The sequence below is a fragment of the Ignavibacterium sp. genome (genome assembly GCF_025998815.1).
GTDB lineage: Bacteria > Bacteroidota > Ignavibacteria > Ignavibacteriales > Ignavibacteriaceae > Ignavibacterium.
The window spans coordinates 2,029,813-2,049,804 of the sequence record NZ_AP026678.1 but is presented as its reverse complement, the minus strand read 5'-3'; the positions used below and the strand labels follow the sequence as shown (position 1 = coordinate 2,049,804).

Sequence of the window (19,992 nt, the reverse complement as noted above, 5' to 3'; positions counted from 1 at the left end):
ATATTTTATCAACAACTAAAAGAGGTGCACTATGAAAAACTTTACTTTTTTCCTTCTTGTTTTTTTGATTGGCTTTGCTGATGTATTCGCGCAAGCAACATTCAGCACCGGCCAGATTGATGTGAATGTAGGCACTTACGGAAGAATCAGATTGTTAACAACCGGCGACCAGGTTAGACATTTACAAAGAGCTTCAGCCCTTGTTGGTGTTGGACCAAATGCAGTTTGGGATTATCAAAATGATGCTGATGTTGAAGTTCCAACTACATTAGTAACTAATCCACAACTTAGTGATTATGAAATTACCGGAAGTTATAACAATGCTTATAGCGGACTATCTCCAGACGTTTTAATTAATTACAATATTTATGGTTGGAATAATACTGAGTATATGATTTTAAAGATGACAGTTAAGAACAGGGAAACTTCAGCAATTAATGCTAAAATTGGTTTGGATATTATTCCAGAACTCGATCAGACATATGGAAATGATACAGTAACATATTTGCCAGCAAATGGAATTATCAGATTTCATAGAGGCAGTGCAAGGAATATGGGATTAAAACTTCTTTCTCACAATCTTCATTCATTAATTTCTTTTGAGTGGTTTAACGGATATACAGCAGATACAAACTATTGGAACTGGTTAAATTATGGTTCAATTCAAAATCAATATCCAGGCGGTGTTGAAGGACCTGTTACAATTCCGTCTCAATCTTTTGTTAATCTAAATCCAAATGATTCAATAGCTGTTTTTTACGCTTTTGCAATTGGTGAAAACGAAAACGAAATTATTGCAGCAATTTCGGAAGCACAAACAAAATATAGCACTGTTCTGAGTGTAGATAAAAAAATTTCTGAAATTCCAACAGGTTATTCCTTAGAACAGAATTATCCAAATCCATTTAACCCGAATACTAAAATTCAGTTCTCGGTGAATAAAGCACAATCTGTCTCTCTTAAAGTTTTTGATGTACTTGGTAATGAAATAGCAACTTTAGTTAATGAAGAACTAACCCCTGGCATTTATGAATATAACTTTGATGCATCCAATTTGAGCAGTGGAGTTTATTACTACAAACTTCAATCTGGCAATTATTCTGAAACTAAGAAAATGATTCTGATGAGATAAAATATAACTGTCACGCTGAGTTAATCGAAGCGTGACAGTTTTTAATAATTATGGTAAGTCGTTATAAAGAAATACGAGAAAAAATTCAAAGCAAGTTTGATTCTCTTCCAAACAATCAACGGAAGGTTGCTGATTTTGTAATTGATAATTTTGATAACATCCCTTTTGTTGATGTTCATGAGGTTTCAAGACTTGTTGGAGTAAGCGTCGCGTCTGTAATAAGATTTGCGCAAAGTGTTGGATTTACAGGATTCAGCGAACTTCGTGATGCTGTTTCAGATTCACTCAAAAAACATCTGAAGAAAAAAGAAATATTTCCGCTGTTTGAAAAAAGTAATCTTGAAAATGATTTACTCACTTCGGTTGCAAATATGGATGTTAAGAATATTAACGATACTCTATCCATAATTGATCGTGAAGTGTTTAATCTTGTCATTGAAGAAATTGTTAAATCTAACAGAGTCTATACCGCCGGACTGGGAATATCTTATCTTCTTGCAGAAATTCTTTCTTATCAGCTAACTCAGGTTGGAGTTGATGCTTCAGTATTAAAACATACACACACTTTGTTTCATGAGCAGATTTTATATATGAACAAAAATGATCTGTTAATGTGCTTTTCATTTCCACCATACTCAAAAGAAACTGTGGATGTTGCAAAATATGCCCATCAGAACGGAATAAAAGTGATAAGCATTACGAACAAATCAACATCACCAATAGCTGTATTCTCAAAGGCGGTGCTTACAGTAAAAAGTGAGAACATGCTTTTTACAAATTCATTCGCTGCTATTTCAGTAATAATAAATGCAATCGCAACTGCTTGTGCTGTTAAGAATAAAGCAAAGGCGAAAAAAGTTCTTAAAGAGAGTGAAAAAATAATGATCGAACAGGATCAGGTTATTTTATAATTATCTGATAAGGAGTCAGATATGAAAAAGATATTATTAATTATTCTTTTGTTTTCATTTCATCTGTTTGCTGGAACAACAGGTAAATTAGCCGGTGTGATTAAAGATGCTGATAACGGCGAACCACTCGTTGGTGCAAATGTTCTGATTGAAGGGACTTCATTTGGTGCAGCCACTAATGCAAATGGAGAATATGTTATCCTCAACATTCCACCCGGAAGATACAATGTGCGAATTTCTTTCATTGGTTATGAAACTGTTTTGATGCAGAATGTTGCAATCATAGTTGATCAGACCACAAACTTGTCTGTGAATTTAAAACCGCAGACAGTTCAGGTCGGAGAAGTTGTTGTAACTGCAAAAACTCCTCTGATACAAAAAGATTTAACAAGCTCAATATCGGTTATTAGTCGTGATGAAATTGAAGCACTTCCTGTTTCAACTTTTACTGAGTTACTTTCACTTCAGGCAGGAGTTGTAGGAAGTGGTTCAAATCTGCATGTTCGTGGTGGAAGAGCTAACGAAATTGCATATATGATTGACGGAATGCTTGTGGTTGATCCATTGCTCGGTGGACTTGCAACACAGGTTAATAATGATGCAATTCAGGAAATGAGTTTACTAAGCGGAACATTTAATGCTGAATATGGAAATGCCTTGAGTGGTGTTGTCAACATCGTTACTCGTGATGGTTCTGATAGACTTTCCGGGAAGTTTGAATACAGAACTTCAGAATTTGGAATAGAAAGATATCAGAGTTTACACGAATCAAGAGTTAACGGAAGTTTGAGCGGTCCGCTTCTTACTAATGATTTAAAGTTTTTTATTTCTGCCGAGCAGGATAAAAGAGGAAGTTATCTTCCATTTGGATATAATAACGACAGGACTTTTTTTACAAAGCTAACAACCACTGCTATTCCTTATGTAAAAGTCTCGCTCTCAAATCGTGGTAGTTTGGGAAGAAGACAAAACTATAGTCACGAATTCAAATATATTCCTGAGCAATATCTCAGAAGAAGAACTGATAGCTGGCAGACAGGACTTTATATTACACATACTGTTCAGAACAATTTCTTTTATGATTTAAAGTTTTCTTACTTCAATCAGGGTTTTTATTCCGGAATTGATAAAGATACATCGCAATACCTTTCAACATCACAAAGAGAATATCTGCCAATCGGAACTGGCTTTGAATTTTTTGCCAAAGCAGATCCACTTGAATTGATTGATAGCAGAACAGTTACTCTTGACGGAAAACTTGATGCAGTATGGCAGTTTAATAATACAAATGAAGTTAAGTTCGGAGCATCATACAAAAAGCATCGTTTAAAATATTTTTATGTGTATGATCCTAAAAGAAATTTTCCTTATAAGAATGATTATGTAACAGAACCCTTTGAGTTAGCCGGATATATTCAGGACAAAATTGAATTGCCGTATCTGGTAATTAATCTCGGATTGCGTTTCGATTATATGAACGCAAATATCACTTTCAGAAACAATCCGCTCGATCCGAATTCATTGGTAAAAGCTAAATCAAGATCACAACTTTCTCCAAGAGTTGGAATTGCTCATCCAATTTCTGACAGAACGAAACTTCATTTTTCATACGGACACTTTTTCCAGAATCCTGATTTTCAATATCTGTTCGAGAATAACCAATATGATTTGAATGTGAGAGAACCTTTGATTGGGCAGCCCGGACTTGATGCACAAAGAACAATTTCTTACGAGGTGGGAATTGCTCATCAGTTTTCAGATAGAATAGCAATCAATCTTACAACCTATTACAAAGACATAACTGGTCTTATCGGAACAAGATATTATTTCCCGTTTCAGGATGGAAGATATATTGGTTATACACTTTATGTTAATGAAGATTATGCAAATGTAAAAGGTTTCGAAATTAATCTTGATATAAGACCTGACAGATATTTCTCTGGCGGACTGAGTTATACTTATTCAGTTGCAAAAGGAAGTGCATCTTCAGAAACAGAACAATATCCGGGCACGCAGGAATCAACACTTCTCTATTATCTGGATTTTGACAGAACACATGTTCTTAATGTAACGGGAAGTTACACAATTCCCGAAAATGAAGGACCCGTTTTATTTGACAAACACATTTTTGACAGAATGGATTTCAGCTTTGTGTTTAGAGCAAGTTCAGGTGCTCCTTACACTCCTGGTGGAAGAGATGTTGGTTTTGTTATAAAGAATTCTTTAAGACAACCGGGAACATATACTTTGGATTTAATGATCGGAAAAGAATTCGAAATTATGAACCAATTGAAAGTCAGGTTGTTCGCAGAAATTCTAAATGTGACTGATCATAGAAACATACTTTATGTTTACAGAGATACCGGTGAACCGGATTTTACTTTTGAAGGAAATCATTCGGTTGAATGGATGCGTGATCCTTCAAACTTTGGTCCACCAAGATCAATTAGACTTGGAACAACAATCAGATTCTGATAAAATATTAAGCAAAGGAATTTGAAGATGAAAAAAATCATCATTCTATCTGTTATAATTTTTCTAACACAGAACATTTTTCCTCAAAGCAAAAAAGAAATTGAAGAGCAACTTTCCCGAAGTAATCTTGAAAAAGTTTTTGGAATAGTTGATCGTGCTGCAGGAATACACAATGCAAGTAACATCGGACTGTTTTTCGAGAATCGTGGCAAACTTTATCCGAGAAGAATCACACAAGGACCTTCGGGCGAATTTCCAATCAACAGTACAAAACACTATATCTATCGTGTTAATCCCTGGGTTGGAATTCCCGGAAATGTTGTACAAGGTTTGCATACAACAAATGAAGAGTGGGAAGCCATTGGTGGTTATCATAATCCTGATTTGGCTCAGATAGCATTCAGTGATAATCCACAAACCTGGCATCCAGTAAATGGTTGGCCAGTTAAAGATGAAAACGGGAATAATCTTTTTCTTTCAGATCAGGATAGTTATTGTGTTTACAGTGATAGTAATAATTCGAGAGAAATTTTGGGACTTCAGGTGATTCAAACTGGTTATGCATATGGAATTCAATTCGCAAAAAATATTCTTTTTTACAAATTCCAGATTGTAAATAATGGACAACGCGATTTAGATAGTTTGTACTTCGCTTTATACAGCGATATTGATGTTGGAAATGTCAGTGGTGGTGTTCCTGAATACGGTGATGATAAAATTGATTTTATCAAAGAAAGAAATCTTGTTTACTTTTTTGATGATGGAGTTTCATCTGAATGGCCTGGTGGCAAAACAGGTTTCTTTGGAATTGCAATGTTAAAAACTCCCAATGTAAATGGTCAAATGCTTGGCATTACCGATATGCATTACAATTTATATGATGATGATCTTGATATAGATTCAGTTCAGTATGGAATCATGTCAAGCAGTCCGTCTTTATATAATTCATCGCTTGGTCCAAGATATTTCCATATCGGAAACAATACCAATCTTCATTATGATGATCCTGCAACTATTCCTGCTTCAGGTTTAGATTTGGTCGCTACATTATCATCAGGTCCATACAGATTAAATCGTGGTGACACACTAACTTTTGTAACAGCTTTTGTTGCAGGTGAAACAAAAGACGAAATGCTTGCTGCTGCAACTGCTGCTCAGCAAACTGTTGATGCAAACTTTAATCTTCCCAAACCACCTGAAAGACCAAAATTATTTGGTGCAGCCGGTGATAAATCAGCAACTCTTTATTGGGATGATCGCTCTGAAAAATCTCCCGATGCTTCCTCAGGTGAATATGATTTTGAAGGATATAGAATTTACAGAAGCAAAGACAAAGGAATTAATTGGGAAAGAATTGCTCAGTTTGATGTTCGCAACGGTTTAGGTGAAGATAAAGGAATTCAATACAGTTATACTGATACAACAGTAATTAATGGCTTTGAATACTGGTATTCAATCACTGCTTATGACAGAGGAAGTAACATAGTTCCCAGTCTTGAAAGTCCGATTGGAAACACACTTGCTGCGGAAAACACAATCGCACTTACTCCAAGATCAAATGCTTTGGGAAGAGAGCCGGTTTCAGGTTACGATATTCAGCAGTTGAACGGAAATTCAAATTATGTTCTCAATGTTCAGCCGATTGATAACGAAGAACTTGCTGGTGGAAATTATGATGTTACATTCTCATATCTTCCCAAAGTTGAAGAGGGAAATGCAAAAACCCAAATTACAGTTACAATCTCAGATTCAAATCAGACAAAACCACTTAAATATGGTTTTAAGTTTAATTCAGCTAATAACTTTGATTTAATAAATCTTTCTACTGGTGAAATCATTCGTGCTGGTTATAATTATCCTTCAGGTGGAAGAGAGGTTTTGATTGGCGGACATGGTTTAAGAGTTCGATTTACAGATGCCCCAGGTGCAACTGCTGATGAAAGACCTGAGCAGGGCGATTTGTTTACTGTTTCTTATGCTGTTAATGTAGTTAAAAATCAAACTCAGAGTGTGGTTGAAGAACGACCGTTTAATCTTAATCAGATTCAGTCAACAACTGATGGAGTAGTTTTTTCACTTAATAAACCTGATATAATTAAAAGCGTTTCCAGAATAGGTGGAACTGATAATCTTACAATTGATTTCACTGTTGTTGCGGAGACATTAATTCAGCAATCACTTTATTTTGTAAATGTAATAGGAAACGGAATCTCGGATGGAAATCCATTTATAATAATAAATGTTATAAACAACTCAACTCCCGCTGATACAATTATTGCTGCAGACAGTGTATTCAATCTCGGAACATTTACATTCAACGGAATTCAGGGAAGAGTTCAGTTTCCTGCATCTTTAATTCCTTCTGCAGGAAACAGATTTTCTGTAGAAGTAATCAAACCTGTTGAACCGAATATGAAAGATAGTTATTCATTTAAGATAAAAGGTCCAACTATTAAACCTGAACTTATCAGAGAAAATATCAGTAAAATAAGAGTTGTTCCCAATCCTTATGTAGCATCATCTCTTTATGAACCGGAATTTGGTGAGTTAAGAAGAGAACCACTGAGACAGATTCAATTTGTTAATCTTCCACCTGAATGCACAATTTATATTTTTACTGTTGATGCTGATTTGGTGAAAACTATTTATCACAATTCAAATAATGGTACTGAAGTATGGGATTTAAGATCTGAAGGCGGAAGAGAAATTGCTCCGGGAGTTTACATCTATCTTGTGAAATCCGGAGACATTGAATACAAAGAAAGATTTGCAGTAATTAAATAATTATACAATTACTGATTTATTCAGGAGAATAAAATGAAAAAGATTTTTATAATATTGATGATTTTATTTAATGCAATCAGCTTTGCACAGAATCCAAACCTTGGTACAAGCGGAGCGCAATTTTTACAGATACCAGTAAGTGCCAGATCAGAAGCACTTGGCAATGCAATCGTCGGCTTAGCTGATGATGCAGGTTCTGTATTCTATAATCCGGCTGGAATAGTTAAAGTTAAAAACATTGAAGTGTTTTTCTCATATGCAAAATGGTTTGATTTGTTTGACCTGAATGCTGCCTCAGTTGTTTATAACGCCGGTGATTTTGGTTCGCTTGGTGCAAGTATGATTTTATTCACTACAGGTAAAATGGAAATTACAACTGAAGAAAATCCAAACGGCACCGGAAGATATTTTGATGCAGGTGATTTGGCATTGGGAATCACTTATGCAAGATATCTTACTGATAGGTTTAATGTCGGATTAACAATTAAATATGTTCATCAGCAAATCTGGAATGAAACAGCAAACGGTTTTGCATTCGATATCGGGACTCAATATCTGATTGATTTTCAGAATCTTACAATTGCTATGAGTATGACAAACTTTGGTGGGGATATGATGTTTGATGGTCCGGACCTGGATGTTGTGCATCTTAAAGATCCCAACTTTCCTATTAGCAGATTAACTCCTGCACGATTAAAAACTGATGAGTATCCTTTACCATTACATTTTCAGGTAGGAATTGGTTTCGATATTTATCAGACGGATTTTATGAAGATACGCGGTGGCATTGATGCTACACATCCGAATGATAATAAAGAACGTGTTCACTTCGGTAGCGAAATATCATTCTTCGATAGATTATATATTCGTGGTGGATATAAATTAAACTATGATGATCAGAAGTTCAGCTTTGGTGCAGGTGCAAATGTTCCGTTCTCAGATACATTTGTTTACTTTGATTATTCGTACTCAGTTTATGATTTGCTTCCAAGTGTGCACAGAATTTCATTAAAATTAACTATGTAGAAGGCGATAAATCCGTAAAAACATAATAGCACGCAGATGACACAGATTAAACTGATTTTCGCAGATAGAATTTCGTGTTAATCAGTCAAATCACGTTTATCTGTGTGTTAATCAAGATAAAATCTTACTCGACATTTAATGATAATGCAACTGAAAAATATCATCACTCTCATTTTCACTTTTAATCTTATTATCACTCTTCCTCTCTTTGCTCAGGGCTATGTTTGCGCAATTGGCGGTGGATCAGAAAATTATAATGATTGGAGCGATGCACCATACAGTTGGATTGTTCAGAAAGCTGATAGTGGAAAAATAATAATCATTGATGTTACTGATGCTACAAGCTGGCTTCCAAATTATTTTATGTCACTTGGTGCGGATACTGCTTATAACAAAACCATCGCAACAACCTCTGCAGCAAATCTTCAATCAACTTATGATGAACTGTTAACTGCAAAAGCAATTTTCATTCGTGGTGGTGATCAGTGGGATTATATCCGTTTGTGGAAAGGAACAAAGGTTGATTCTGCAATTCAATATGTCTTTAATAACGGTGGAGTAATTGCAGGAACAAGTGCAGGTGCAGCAGTACTTGGCGATGTTGATTTCAGTGCGCAGAACGGTTCAGCTTATCCTGATGAAGCTTTGCAAAATCCATTCTACAACCGGATGAAATTTGAAAATAATTTTCTGAAACTCGTACCAAATGTTTTGTTCGATACTCATTTTATTGAACGAGGACGACACGGAAGATTAATTGCGATGATTTACAATCAGTATTTCAACTTTGGTATAGATTTAATTGGTGCCGGTATTGATGACAGAACTGCAATTTGTATTTCGCCAGATGGAGTTGGAGAAGTGATGGGAAGTGGTGCTGTTTCAATTTTTTATAAAGATAATCTTACGAAATATTCACCATTCACATCCGGTAAGTACACAATTGAAAATTTAAAAACTCACATTCTCACCAAAGGATGGAAATTTAATTTCATCACTAAAGAAATTACTTTCATTCCGTCTTCAGCAAAAGATGTTGATACAAACAGAAGCTGGCAATTTCCTTTAACTGATTTTTATTTAACCGGAAGTAACAACATTTCTTCTTTACTCAATACAAGTTTTTCTGAATTTCTTTCCGCAGTTAATAGTAGTAATGTAGTTATTATCAGTCATCCGGGATTTAGTATTTCACTCTCGACAATAACGAGTTATCTGAGCAGTAATAGTTTCAACTACTCAGTTGTTAATATCACCAACTCTAATCTTAACGATGCAAATGAAGCAGCTAAAATCAGCGTTGGAACTTGCTTTGTTTTTGCCGGAGATTCATTAAATGTTTTATCATACCTGAACCAAACAGGTAATCTTGTTCCCGATGCATTCCAATTATCAGTACAATACGGTAAACCAATTTTCTTTTTTGGTAATGCAGGAAAAATTTCCGGAGAAAAGTTTGTCGGGAATACAGACACAGATGTTTATGCGTCATATCGCGGAAAGATGAAATTAAATGAAGGAATAAATCTTTTCGGTGATTTAATCTTTCAGCCAATGCTTTTTGATGATTCGGATTTTTACGAAAACAGAATGAGTTCAGTTTTGTTGGGAATGATGAGAAGCAGAAAAAGACTTGGACTTTATTTGAACAGCAGCAGCTATGTTAAAATTTTATCCTCAGATAAAAGTGTGAGCGGCGTTTCCGCAATTCCTTATCTGATTGTCGATGCACGGGAAGCTACAAAAGTTGATTCATCAACTTACAGAGCGATCAACAGTATTGGACCCAGACAAGTTGTTGCATTTGATCATCTAAGATTTTCTCTTACGAATTATCCGCAAATAAAATATTTAACAGAGCAGGGAAGATTTGATTTTCTTACTGAGGTTAATGAAGCAACATCGGACATTCAACCAAAAGAATTTATTCTTTATCAGAATTATCCAAATCCGTTTAATCCAGAAACAAAAATAAAATTCAGTATTCCAAATGTCATCCTGAGTTTATCGAAGGATGACAGAGACGATGTCACTCTTCGACAAGCTCAGAGTGACAGAAAAGTCTCTTTGAAAATTTATGATGTACTTGGTGGTGAAATTGCAACATTAGTTAATGATTATAAACCCGCCGGCACATATGAAGTCGAATTTGACGGAACGAATCTTTCCAGTGGAATTTATTTCTATCGATTATCAATCGGAAATTATTCAGTAACAAAATCAATGGTATTATTGAAATAAAAATGTAGGGACAGGGCTTGCCCTGTCCGAATAATTGAAATGATAAGAAGAGAAACGGGTGAGGCAAGCCTCACCCCTACGAGAAGCAAATAAAATAAAATTAGGGATAAGGCTTGCCTTGTCCAAATATCTCCTTACAGTTAGAAAAATGAAATATGAATGGTAGTAAAAAAGAATACCCACAGCGGAAAAGAAACAGGTTAAGAGAATTTGATTATTCGAATGACGGATATTACTTCATTACAATTTGTGTTGATGAAATGGTAAATTGTTTTGGAAAAGTAGAGTCATCAGATGTTATTCTAAATGACTATGGTAAAGTTATAAAAACAATATTAACAGGTCTAAGTACGAAATATAAATGCTGTGAAATTGACTATTATATAATAATGCCAAATCATATTCACTTTATTATGATAATAGATAATTCAAATAAAAATCTTACTTGTAGTGTCCCTAAGATTGTAGGTGCTTTTAAGTCGGTTACTACCATTGAGATACATAAAATGGGTTTGGAAAACTTTAAATGGCAAAGAAGTTACTATGATCGGATAATCAGAAATGAGAGCAAATTGTTTTACATCCGACAATATATAGAACAGAATCCTTTAAGATGGGAATTAGAAAAGGACAATCCAGAAAATTTAGAATTAATGTAGGGACAAAGCTTGCCTTGTCCAAAGAAAGAGGAGGGAAGGGCAAGCCCTTCCCCTACAAAAAAATATAAGGTAATTCATATGAAAAAAATATTTGTTATAATCACCTTAACATTTAACCTCATTGTTGCACAACAAACACCGCTCGAAAAATCAAACTTCACAAAACTTACCTCGCACGATGAACTAAAACAGTTTATTCAGGAGGTTGATTATAATTCTGATTTGATAAAAACAGAAGTACTTACTAAATCAATCGAAGGCAGAGAGCTTTTTGCAGTTTATTTTTCGAAAGATGAATTTGGTGTTGATAAAACCAAATTGAAAGTTTTAATCTTTGCACAACAGCACGGCAATGAGCAGTCGGGAAAAGAAGCCGCACTTCTTTTAATTAACGAATTACTTAAACCCGAAAATCAATACTTGTTTGATAAAATTGATTTTGCACTTGTGCCTCAAATGAATCCGGATGGTTCTGAAAAAAATCAAAGACGAAACGGAAACGGAATGGATTTAAATCGTAATCATCTGATTCTGACAGAGCCGGAAACAATTGCACTTCACAAGCTATTCGATAAATATCTTTTCGAAGTTACAATGGATGTACACGAATATTGGCCCTTTGGTGAAGAATGGAAAAAACTTGGCTTCAGGAGAAACTTTGATGTAACTGTTGGTGCAGTAACAAACATTAATATCTCTGAGAAAATCAAAAAGCTTTCTTATGAAAAATATTTTCCTTTCGTTTTTGATTTTGTAAAAGAAAAAGGTTATACAGCATTTCATTATTTGCCTGGTGGTCCTGTTGGTGTCGATTATCTTCGCTATAGTACTTTTGATATAAACGATGGACGACAAAGTTTCGGAATTCAGAATACTCTATCTTTTATTCAGGAAGGAATGAACGGAGAAAATTACAGCACAGACAATATTGAGAGACGAGCAAGAAGTCAGATGGCAGGAATGCTTGCTTTGTTAAAGTTTAGTTATGATAACAAAGATGAAATTAAAAAACTTATTGCTGATGAAAGAGAAAAACTAATTGAAAATAAAGTCGATGATAAGGTTGCAATTCAACTTGATCATTTTTCAGATGGAACTGAGCTTAAATTGAATCTGCTTTCTTATTACTCAAATAACGACACAATTGTAGCGGTAAATGATTTCAGATCAGTTGTCAAATCTCTTTATGATGTTGAAAGACCGAAAGGATATTTAATACCAAAACAGTTTACTGATCTGAAAAACTGGATGGATAATCATAATCTTCTCTATGAAGAAGCTAAATCAGTTAAATGTGATAAGATTGAAGAATATTTTATTGACTCGATTGGCACAATTGATTTTGAAAGAGATACGATAATCAATCCCTATATTTCTGTTAACGAAATAAAAGATAAAATTGATTTGGATAAATATTATTTTCTTCCGGTCAGTCAATTAAAAAATAATATGATTGTCATTGCACTTGAACCAAAATCAATGCTGGGATTGGTAACTTATAAACAGTATGAGTATTTATTGAAGCCAAAAGAAAAATATAAAATTCTGAGAGTTATAAATTAGTATATTGTAGGGACAGGGCTTTCCCTGTCCGAATAAATTGCTTGTCCGAATAATTGAAATGATACGGAAAGAAACGGGTGAGGCAAGCCTCGCCCCTACGAGAAGCAGATAAAATAAAATGTAGGGACAAGGCTTGCCTTGTCCGAAGAAAGTGGCGGGAAGGGCAAGCCCTTCCCCTACAAATATGGAACAAAAATGAAAATTGAAAAAATTGAACTTCGTCATATTAAAATGGAATTGGTTTCACCATTTACAACTTCAATGGGAACAGAATACGATGAAGAACATATTATTGTTCGTGTTGATGGTGAAGGACTAACCGGTTGGGGAGAATGTGTTGCCGAAGGAACACCATTTTATTCATATGAAACAGTTACAACTGCCTGGCATATCTTACAGGATTTTTTAATTCCGTCAATTCTTGGAAAAAATATTTTAAGCATTGGCGATGCAATAAAAGCTTATTCAAAAGTTCGCGGACACAGAATGGCAAAAGCCGGACTTGAAGCAGCTTTGTGGGATTTGTTTGCTAAGTCAAAAAATATTTCTCTCTCAAAAATGATGGGCGGAACAAAAGAAAAAATTGATGTCGGTGTAAGTATTGGCATTCAAAATTCAGTTGAGGAACTTATCAAAAAAATTGAAGGATACCTTTCAGAAGGTTATAAGAGAATTAAGATTAAAATTGCTCCTGGAAAAGATATTCAATTTGTAAGAGCGGTTCGAAAAGAGTTTCCTGATATTTTATTCCAGGTTGATGCAAACTCTGCTTATAGTTTGGATGATATCGAATTATTAAAGCAAATGGATGATTACAATTTACTATTGATTGAACAGCCGCTTGGGTATGAAGATATTTATGCACATTCCAAATTACAGAAGCAATTAAAAACGTCGATTTGTCTTGATGAAAGCATTCACTCGCTTGATGATACTCGTGCAGCAATTGAATTAGATAGTTGCAGGGTTATAAACATTAAACCCGGTCGCGTTGGTGGATTTACAGAATCAAAACTAATACACGATTACTGCGCATCTGAAAATATTCCTGTTTGGTGCGGTGGAATGCTGGAAAGCGGAATCGGACGAGCAGGAAATGTTGCACTTGCATCATTACCGAATTTTACTTTGCCCGGAGATATTTCTGCAAGTAAAAGATATTACAAAGAAGATATAGTTGAACCTGAATTTGTAGTCAATCCGGACGGAACGATGAATGTTCCAACCAAACCTGGAATTGGTGTTGAAGTGAATATGAAAATGCTTGAAAAAGTGACGGTTAGAAGAGCTGAATTTAACTGATAAAGAATTTTCACATCATTAATTCCGGCAGCTCTTTATATTAAACCACTTAAAAACTTACTAGCTGAAATTATTCTTATTCCTTCTTTTATAATATCAATATTATCTTCTTTTACAACCTGGTAATTAAATGGAATTTTAAGTCTCTCTTTGAAGTAAAAAATATTTGGAGAAGGGGTTTTATCATTGAGTTTTGTTTCAACAGAAAACCAAGGTTTGTTGTCAATCGTAACTAAAAAATCAACTTCTTTTTTATCAACATTTCTTAAGTAAAATAGATTTGTTTTGTATCCTTCACTCTCATAGAGATAGTGAACAAATTTTAACAAATGGGAAGCTATCAGATTCTCAAATTTAGCCCCCTCATTTTCAACTTCAGACCAATCAATCAAATACAATTTACATTCTTTTTTGATTGATCTGATTTTTCTGGAGGTAAATGGATAAACTCTAAAGCTGTAATAAAATGCTTCTAACACATTTAACCAATTGGTAATTGCACGATGGCTGACTTCTAAATCTTCGCTAAGATTGTTTATAGAAATGGGACTTGCTGCTCGCGATGGAAGAATATCTCTTAAAAGCATCATAGAATTGATATCACGAAGATTCTCAATATCTCTTATATCTTCCCTGAATAATCTTTCGGATTTTTCATTATGCCAACGTCTTAAAACTTTACTGTCCTGCGAGAGTAATGGTTCGGGGAAACCACCGAATGTAAAAAGTTTTTCAAAACCTGATTTATAAAATGATGTCTTGAACTGAAGTCCTTCAAATGGCTTAAATTCATTATGAATATTTTCTAACTCAGCTAATGAAAACGGATGTAGTGTGTAATAATGATATCTACCAAGTAATGAATCTCCACCTTTTCTGAATATATTTAATCGGGCAGAGCCGGTTACAATTATTTTATATTTTGTTTTATAAGTATCGTAAATGCCTTTAATGAGGTTTTTCCATTTTTTGTATTTGTGAATTTCATCGAAAATCAGAAGCGAGGATTCCCCGGGCAGTTCGTTCGAAATAATTTTTTTACGATCAGGTGTGTAGTCCCAATTGTAATAAAATGATGTATCGAATTTTTTTGCTACTAATTCCTTTGCTAAAGTGGTTTTACCAACTTGGCGTGCACCACCGACAAACACCATTTTATTTTTAAGGTCTGTTAATATGTTCCTGCTGAGATATCGATCTATTTGCATTTTAGTCTCATTTTTAGGTTCGAATAATTTTGCTTTAAAGCAAAAATCTTAGCGAAAATTTTTGCTTACAGGCAAAAATATTAGAAAGGTATTAGAATAGAAAATTGTCAGGTGAGTTATTGTATTGTAGTGAAAGTAAAAACAGAAAGATTATTTGTCCAGTTCTTCGGCAATGCCTGAAACAATAATCTCTACCTGCTGTTCACTTCCAAGCAAATCCTGTAAAGTAATTTTACTTAATAAACCATCAAGCATTGTTTGAATTGTTTTCCAAAGAGAGCGAATTGAACAATCAATTGAGTTGGTGCAAATGTTTTCAACACCGGAGTGTAAGTCACAAAAAGATGATTCATAAAGTTTACCACCAAGTGCAGTTAAAACTTCGCCGACTAAAATTTCTTTTGCGGGACGAGTTAGTTTGTAACCGCCAGTTTGTCCACGCGAGCTTTCAACAAATCCGGCAAGACGAAGAATGCGCAGAATCTTCGCAACATTGGCTTCGCTCAATCCTTCAAGCTCACTAAGTTCGGGAATAGTCATCCCGTTATCGGAATGATCTTTCCCGATTCTCAGTAAAAGTCTTAAACCATATTCTTCTTGTGTACTGAATTTCATTTTATTCTTTTCATGAACCGTCACTCTTCGACTGGCTCAGAGTGACATTGTAGTGTCATCCTTTAAATAACGGTATTTTTGAGCCGCACTGCTTTGCGTGCTGAACCTGTGCAAATTGTTCGGGTGTAATTGACGGACCTTTTGCACTGCAATACTTATTAAAAACCTGAACTAATGTATTTGCTATTTGCTCTGCGGTAAAACCTTCAATATCCATTCTTCTCATAAAGTAAATTAACTCACCATTCTTAAAGAGCGCAACGCTTGGTGATGAAGGCGGAAATCCTTTTATGTATTGTCTGATTCTATCTACCGCATCTCTTTCTTGTCCGGCAAATCCAGTGTAAAGTTTATCAGGAATTATATCATTCTGTAAAGCAAGTGAAACTCCGGGACGAGCACTTCCGGCAGCACATCCACAAACCGAGTTAATCATTACCAAAACGGTTTTATCATCTTTAACATTTATCGCTTCATCAACCTGTTCGGGTGTAAGAAGTTCTTTAAAGCCGACAGCAATCAATTCATCACGCATTGGTTGTACTGCATCCTGATCGTACATTGGTGGTCGTGAAACTATGTTGAACATTTGGTCTCCTTTTTAAAGTTTATTTTTAAGTATAAATCTCTCTTTAAGATTAAGTTATCAGAATTCTTGAAATTAAATCTGAATTGATTTATAAAAATCCTAATTCCAGTTTTGCAACCTCAGACATCATATCTTTATTCCATGGTGGATTCCAGACTACTTCAACTTTAACATCATTTACCTGTGGAATTGATTTGACTTTCCCTTCAACTTCCAATGGCAGTGATTGAGCCGCAGGACACATTGGCGATGTTAAAGTCATTTTAATCTTCACATTGTTATTATCATCAATTGCAACTTCGTAAATTAAACCAAGCTCAAAGATGTCTACAGGAATTTCGGGGTCGTAACAGGTTTTCAATGCCTGAATTATTTTATCCTCGAGTTCTTGTTTAGTTATTTTTTCTTTGTCAGCCATTTATCCTAATCTCTATTAAGTTTTACTCTGTAGAAACACTTTCATTTTTTCCGTGTAATGCATTAATTAAAGTATGCCAGGCAAGCGAAGCACACTTAACTCTTGCCGGAAATTCTCTAACACCTGCAAATACAGCCAGCTTACCAAATTCATCAACGCTGAAATTATCACCAAGTTTATCTGTAACTAAATCATGAAATTTATGGAAAAGTTTTTCAGCTTCTTCAACTGTTTTTCCTTTAAGCATTGATGTCATTAAGGATGCAGATGCTTTTGAAATTGCACAACCAGAACCCTGAAAAGCAATATCTTTAATAACATTGTTTTCATCAATAATTAAATAAACTGTTACATTATCACCACACAGAGGATTATGTCCTTCTGCATGGTTTGTCGCATTTTCAATTTTTCTGAAATTTCTTGGAGCTTTATTGTGGTCTAAAATAACCTGCTGATAAAGCTCTCTGAGTTCCTGTTGCATTATCCAAATACCTCAAGAATTTTTTTAAGTCCGTTAACTAAAACATCAACTTCTTCAAATGTATTATACATTCCGAAAGAAGCTCTTGATGTTGCCGGAATTCCGAATCTGTCCATTATGGGTTGAGTGCAATGATGCCCGGTGCGGATTGCAACTCCTTCAAAATCCAGAAATGTTCCCACATCGTGCGGATGAACATTCTCAAGCACGAATGACAAAACACTTATTTTATTTTTTGATGTTCCTATTATTCTTAGACCTTTAAGCTCAGAAATTTTTTCGGTAGCATATTCAAGTAAGTCATTTTCATGTTTGGCAATTTTTTCTAATCCAACTTTTTCTACATAATCGATTGCGGCGCCAAGCCCGATTGCTCCGGCTATGTTTGGAGTTCCTGCTTCAAATTTGTAAGGCAGTTCGTTGTATAAAGTCTTTTCAAAAGTTACTTTAGAAATCATATCGCCACCACCTTGATATGGAAGCATTGAATCAAGATGATTAACTTTGCCGTAAAGAATTCCTATACCGGTGGGACCATAAAGTTTATGACCACTGAATGCCAGAAAATCACAATCAAGTTCCTGAACATCAATTTTGAGATGATTTACTGCCTGAGCTGCATCAAGTAAAACAGGGACATTGAATGAATGAGCCAGATCAATAATTTTCTTAACAGGATTTACAGTTCCAAGTGAGTTAGAAGCATAAACAATCGAAACAAATTTTGTTTTTTCATTCAGCATTTTTTCAAATTCATCAATGACAAGTTCTCCATTATCGTCAATCGGGATTATTCTTAATTTAGCTTTTCGTTCTTCGCAGATCATTTGCCAGGGAACAATATTGGAATGATGTTCCATATGCGAGATGATTATTTCATCACCTTCATTAAAGTTTTTTCTTCCGTAAGATTGAGCTACAAGATTTATTGATTCTGTAGTTCCTCTGGTAAAAATTATTTCGTTCTTTCCAAGTGCATTGATGAACTTTTTAATTTTTATTCTGGAACTTTCATAAGCTTCGGTTGCTTCCTGACTTAGAGCATGAACACCACGATGAATGTTGGCGTTCATAGTGTAGTAATATTTCTCGAGCTCTTTAAGAACCTGTAAGGGTTTTTGAGTTGTAGCTGCATTGTCAAGATAAACAAGCGGCTTGCCGTGAACAATTTGTTTTAAAATAGGGAAGTCTTCTCTGATGCGATTTACATCGTAAACCGAATTAACAGAAGGCAAAGCAGCATCAGACCTGATAGACATTATATTTCCTTATTGATTAAATCTTTTTGTTATAATCTCTTCAAGATATTCTCTCAGAGCTTCAATTTTAATTGTTTTGATTACATCACTAGCGAATGCGTGAATAAGCATTGCTGTGGCAGCTTCTTCACCAATACCTCTGGTCTTTAAATAAAATTTGGCATCTTCATCAAGTTTACCAACGGTAGCACCGTGAGAGCATTTAACATCATCAGCAAAAATTTCTAGCTGAGGTTTTGAATTCATCACTGCATCATCTGAAAGAAGTATTGAATTATTTTCCTGAAAAGCATTTGTTTTTTGCGCATCTGGTCTTACCATTACTTTACCATTGAATACACCACGAGCTTTATCTTGTAGTATTCCTTTATAATGTTCGTGACTGTTACAATGTGGCATTGCGTGGTCAATCATTGTGTGTGCATCAAAAAATTGTTCGTCTTTAATCATAAACAATCCGTTGAGCATTGACTCACCACCTTCGCCATTAAATCTCGTTGTAAATTCATTGCGGGAAAATTCTGCACCAGTTGAAATCAAATGAGATGAAAAATTACTGCTTCGTTCCTGATCAACTTCCATTCTGCCGATATGGAATGCTTTCGGGCTTTCTTCCTGAAGTTTAATATGATCTACAACTGCATTTTCACCAACAAAAATTTCTGTCACCGAATTACTTAGATAGATTCCATTATCATCGGATGCATAATGTTCTATAATTGTAACCTGAGAATTATTCTCAGCTATAAAAAGATTTCTCGGTTGTGTAATAAATTTTTCTTCTCCTGCAATGTTCAGAAAAATTATATGAACCGGATCTTCAATTACCATCCCTTTTGGAACTAATATAAAAGCTCCATCTTTTGTATAAGCTGAGTTAAGAGCAGTAAAAAGATTGTTTGAATCTTCAGCATATTTGCCGAAGTGTTTTAACAAAGCCGGATGATTATTTTTTATGGCAGAAGAAAGATTAATAACTTCTACCTTTTCCGGCAACTCATTTAATCTTGAAAGATCTTTCCTGAATTCTCCATTAATAAAAACAAGAAGATGATGCTCAAGTTTATCAAATAAGAACTTACCGACAATTTCCGGAGCTGCATCTGTTTTAGGAGGAACAACACTGAAATTGTATTTAACTACAGGAGAAATGTTAGTGTATTTCCATTCCTCGTCTTTTACAGTTGGAATATTTAATGAAGAAAATTTTGATAATGCATCTTTTCTAATTTTATGAAAAGATTCAGTCTTTTCTCCATTGAGACTTTTTTCAAATGACTGAAAATTTTCTATAAACCATTGTTTGAAATCTACGTTACTCATTGGTTC

16 protein-coding genes are annotated in these 19,992 nt (G+C 34.7%); 9 read left to right on the top strand and 7 right to left on the bottom strand.

All coding sequences use genetic code 11. The features are described 5' to 3' along the window. Positions 1-31: 31 nt before the first annotated feature. The 9 genes from Q0X14_RS08850 to menC all read left to right on the top strand — a co-directional run bounded on the left by Q0X14_RS08850 (position 32) and on the right by menC (position 14,093). Positions 32-1,132 carry a T9SS type A sorting domain-containing protein gene (locus Q0X14_RS08850; protein WP_297837201.1) on the top strand — a complete coding sequence of 367 codons (1,101 nt, stop codon included), beginning with the start codon at positions 32-34 and terminating at the stop codon, positions 1,130-1,132. A gap of 50 nt (positions 1,133-1,182) precedes the next feature. Further along, positions 1,183-2,043: a MurR/RpiR family transcriptional regulator gene (locus Q0X14_RS08845; protein WP_297837199.1), complete on the top strand. Its 861-nt coding sequence runs from the start codon at positions 1,183-1,185 to the stop codon at positions 2,041-2,043. 21 nt (positions 2,044-2,064) lie between these two features. After that, the gene (locus Q0X14_RS08840; RefSeq protein ID WP_297837195.1) at positions 2,065-4,518 is read left to right on the top strand and encodes a TonB-dependent receptor; all 2,454 of its coding nucleotides are present in this window, start codon (positions 2,065-2,067) and stop codon (positions 4,516-4,518) included. Between the two features lie 27 nt (positions 4,519-4,545). Next, a complete protein-coding gene (locus tag Q0X14_RS08835; RefSeq protein WP_297837192.1) occupies positions 4,546-7,302 on the top strand; it encodes a hypothetical protein in 2,757 nt (918 codons plus the stop codon). Between the two features lie 33 nt (positions 7,303-7,335). Further along, entirely contained in the window at positions 7,336-8,328 is a 993-nt protein-coding gene (locus Q0X14_RS08830) for a PorV/PorQ family protein (RefSeq protein WP_297837189.1), read from the top strand. A 144-nt stretch (positions 8,329-8,472) separates the two neighbouring features. After that, complete coding sequence (locus tag Q0X14_RS08825) at positions 8,473-10,569, top strand: Type 1 glutamine amidotransferase-like domain-containing protein (RefSeq protein ID WP_297837187.1); 2,097 nt, start codon at positions 8,473-8,475, stop codon at positions 10,567-10,569. Between the two features lie 155 nt (positions 10,570-10,724). Next, entirely contained in the window at positions 10,725-11,228 is a 504-nt protein-coding gene (locus tag Q0X14_RS08820; RefSeq protein ID WP_297837186.1) for a transposase, read from the top strand. Between the two features lie 78 nt (positions 11,229-11,306). Further along, on the top strand, positions 11,307-12,791 hold the full coding sequence (locus Q0X14_RS08815) for a M14 family zinc carboxypeptidase (protein ID WP_297837183.1): 1,485 nt from the start codon (positions 11,307-11,309) through the stop codon (positions 12,789-12,791). 195 nt (positions 12,792-12,986) lie between these two features. Then, on the top strand, positions 12,987-14,093 hold the full coding sequence (menC, locus tag Q0X14_RS08810) for an o-succinylbenzoate synthase (RefSeq protein WP_297837181.1): 1,107 nt from the start codon (positions 12,987-12,989) through the stop codon (positions 14,091-14,093). 35 nt (positions 14,094-14,128) lie between these two features. On the opposite strand, the gene Q0X14_RS08805 is transcribed toward menC, so the two are convergent. The 7 genes from Q0X14_RS08805 to sufD all read right to left on the bottom strand — a co-directional run bounded on the left by Q0X14_RS08805 (position 14,129) and on the right by sufD (position 19,986). After that, positions 14,129-15,301, bottom strand: coding sequence for an ATP-binding protein (locus tag Q0X14_RS08805; RefSeq protein WP_297837178.1), 1,173 nt, complete (start codon positions 15,299-15,301; stop codon positions 14,129-14,131). A gap of 150 nt (positions 15,302-15,451) precedes the next feature. After that, on the bottom strand, positions 15,452-15,916 hold the full coding sequence (locus tag Q0X14_RS08800) for an Rrf2 family transcriptional regulator (RefSeq protein WP_297837176.1): 465 nt from the start codon (positions 15,914-15,916) through the stop codon (positions 15,452-15,454). Positions 15,917-15,971: 55 nt separating this feature from the next. Then, complete coding sequence (locus tag Q0X14_RS08795) at positions 15,972-16,505, bottom strand: BrxA/BrxB family bacilliredoxin (protein WP_297837174.1); 534 nt, start codon at positions 16,503-16,505, stop codon at positions 15,972-15,974. 88 nt (positions 16,506-16,593) lie between these two features. Beyond that, positions 16,594-16,923, bottom strand: a complete 330-nt coding sequence (locus Q0X14_RS08790; RefSeq protein WP_297837172.1) for an SUF system Fe-S cluster assembly protein — start codon at positions 16,921-16,923, stop codon at positions 16,594-16,596. A 22-nt stretch (positions 16,924-16,945) separates the two neighbouring features. Then, positions 16,946-17,404, bottom strand: coding sequence for a Fe-S cluster assembly sulfur transfer protein SufU (sufU, locus tag Q0X14_RS08785; protein WP_297837170.1), 459 nt, complete (start codon positions 17,402-17,404; stop codon positions 16,946-16,948). Then, on the bottom strand, positions 17,404-18,663 hold the full coding sequence (locus Q0X14_RS08780; protein WP_297837166.1) for a cysteine desulfurase: 1,260 nt from the start codon (positions 18,661-18,663) through the stop codon (positions 17,404-17,406). The genes sufU and Q0X14_RS08780 overlap by 1 nt, the downstream gene beginning before the upstream one ends. Before the next feature lie 9 nt (positions 18,664-18,672). Next, positions 18,673-19,986: a Fe-S cluster assembly protein SufD gene (sufD, locus tag Q0X14_RS08775; protein ID WP_297837164.1), complete on the bottom strand. Its 1,314-nt coding sequence runs from the start codon at positions 19,984-19,986 to the stop codon at positions 18,673-18,675. Between the last annotated feature and the right edge of the window lie 6 nt (positions 19,987-19,992).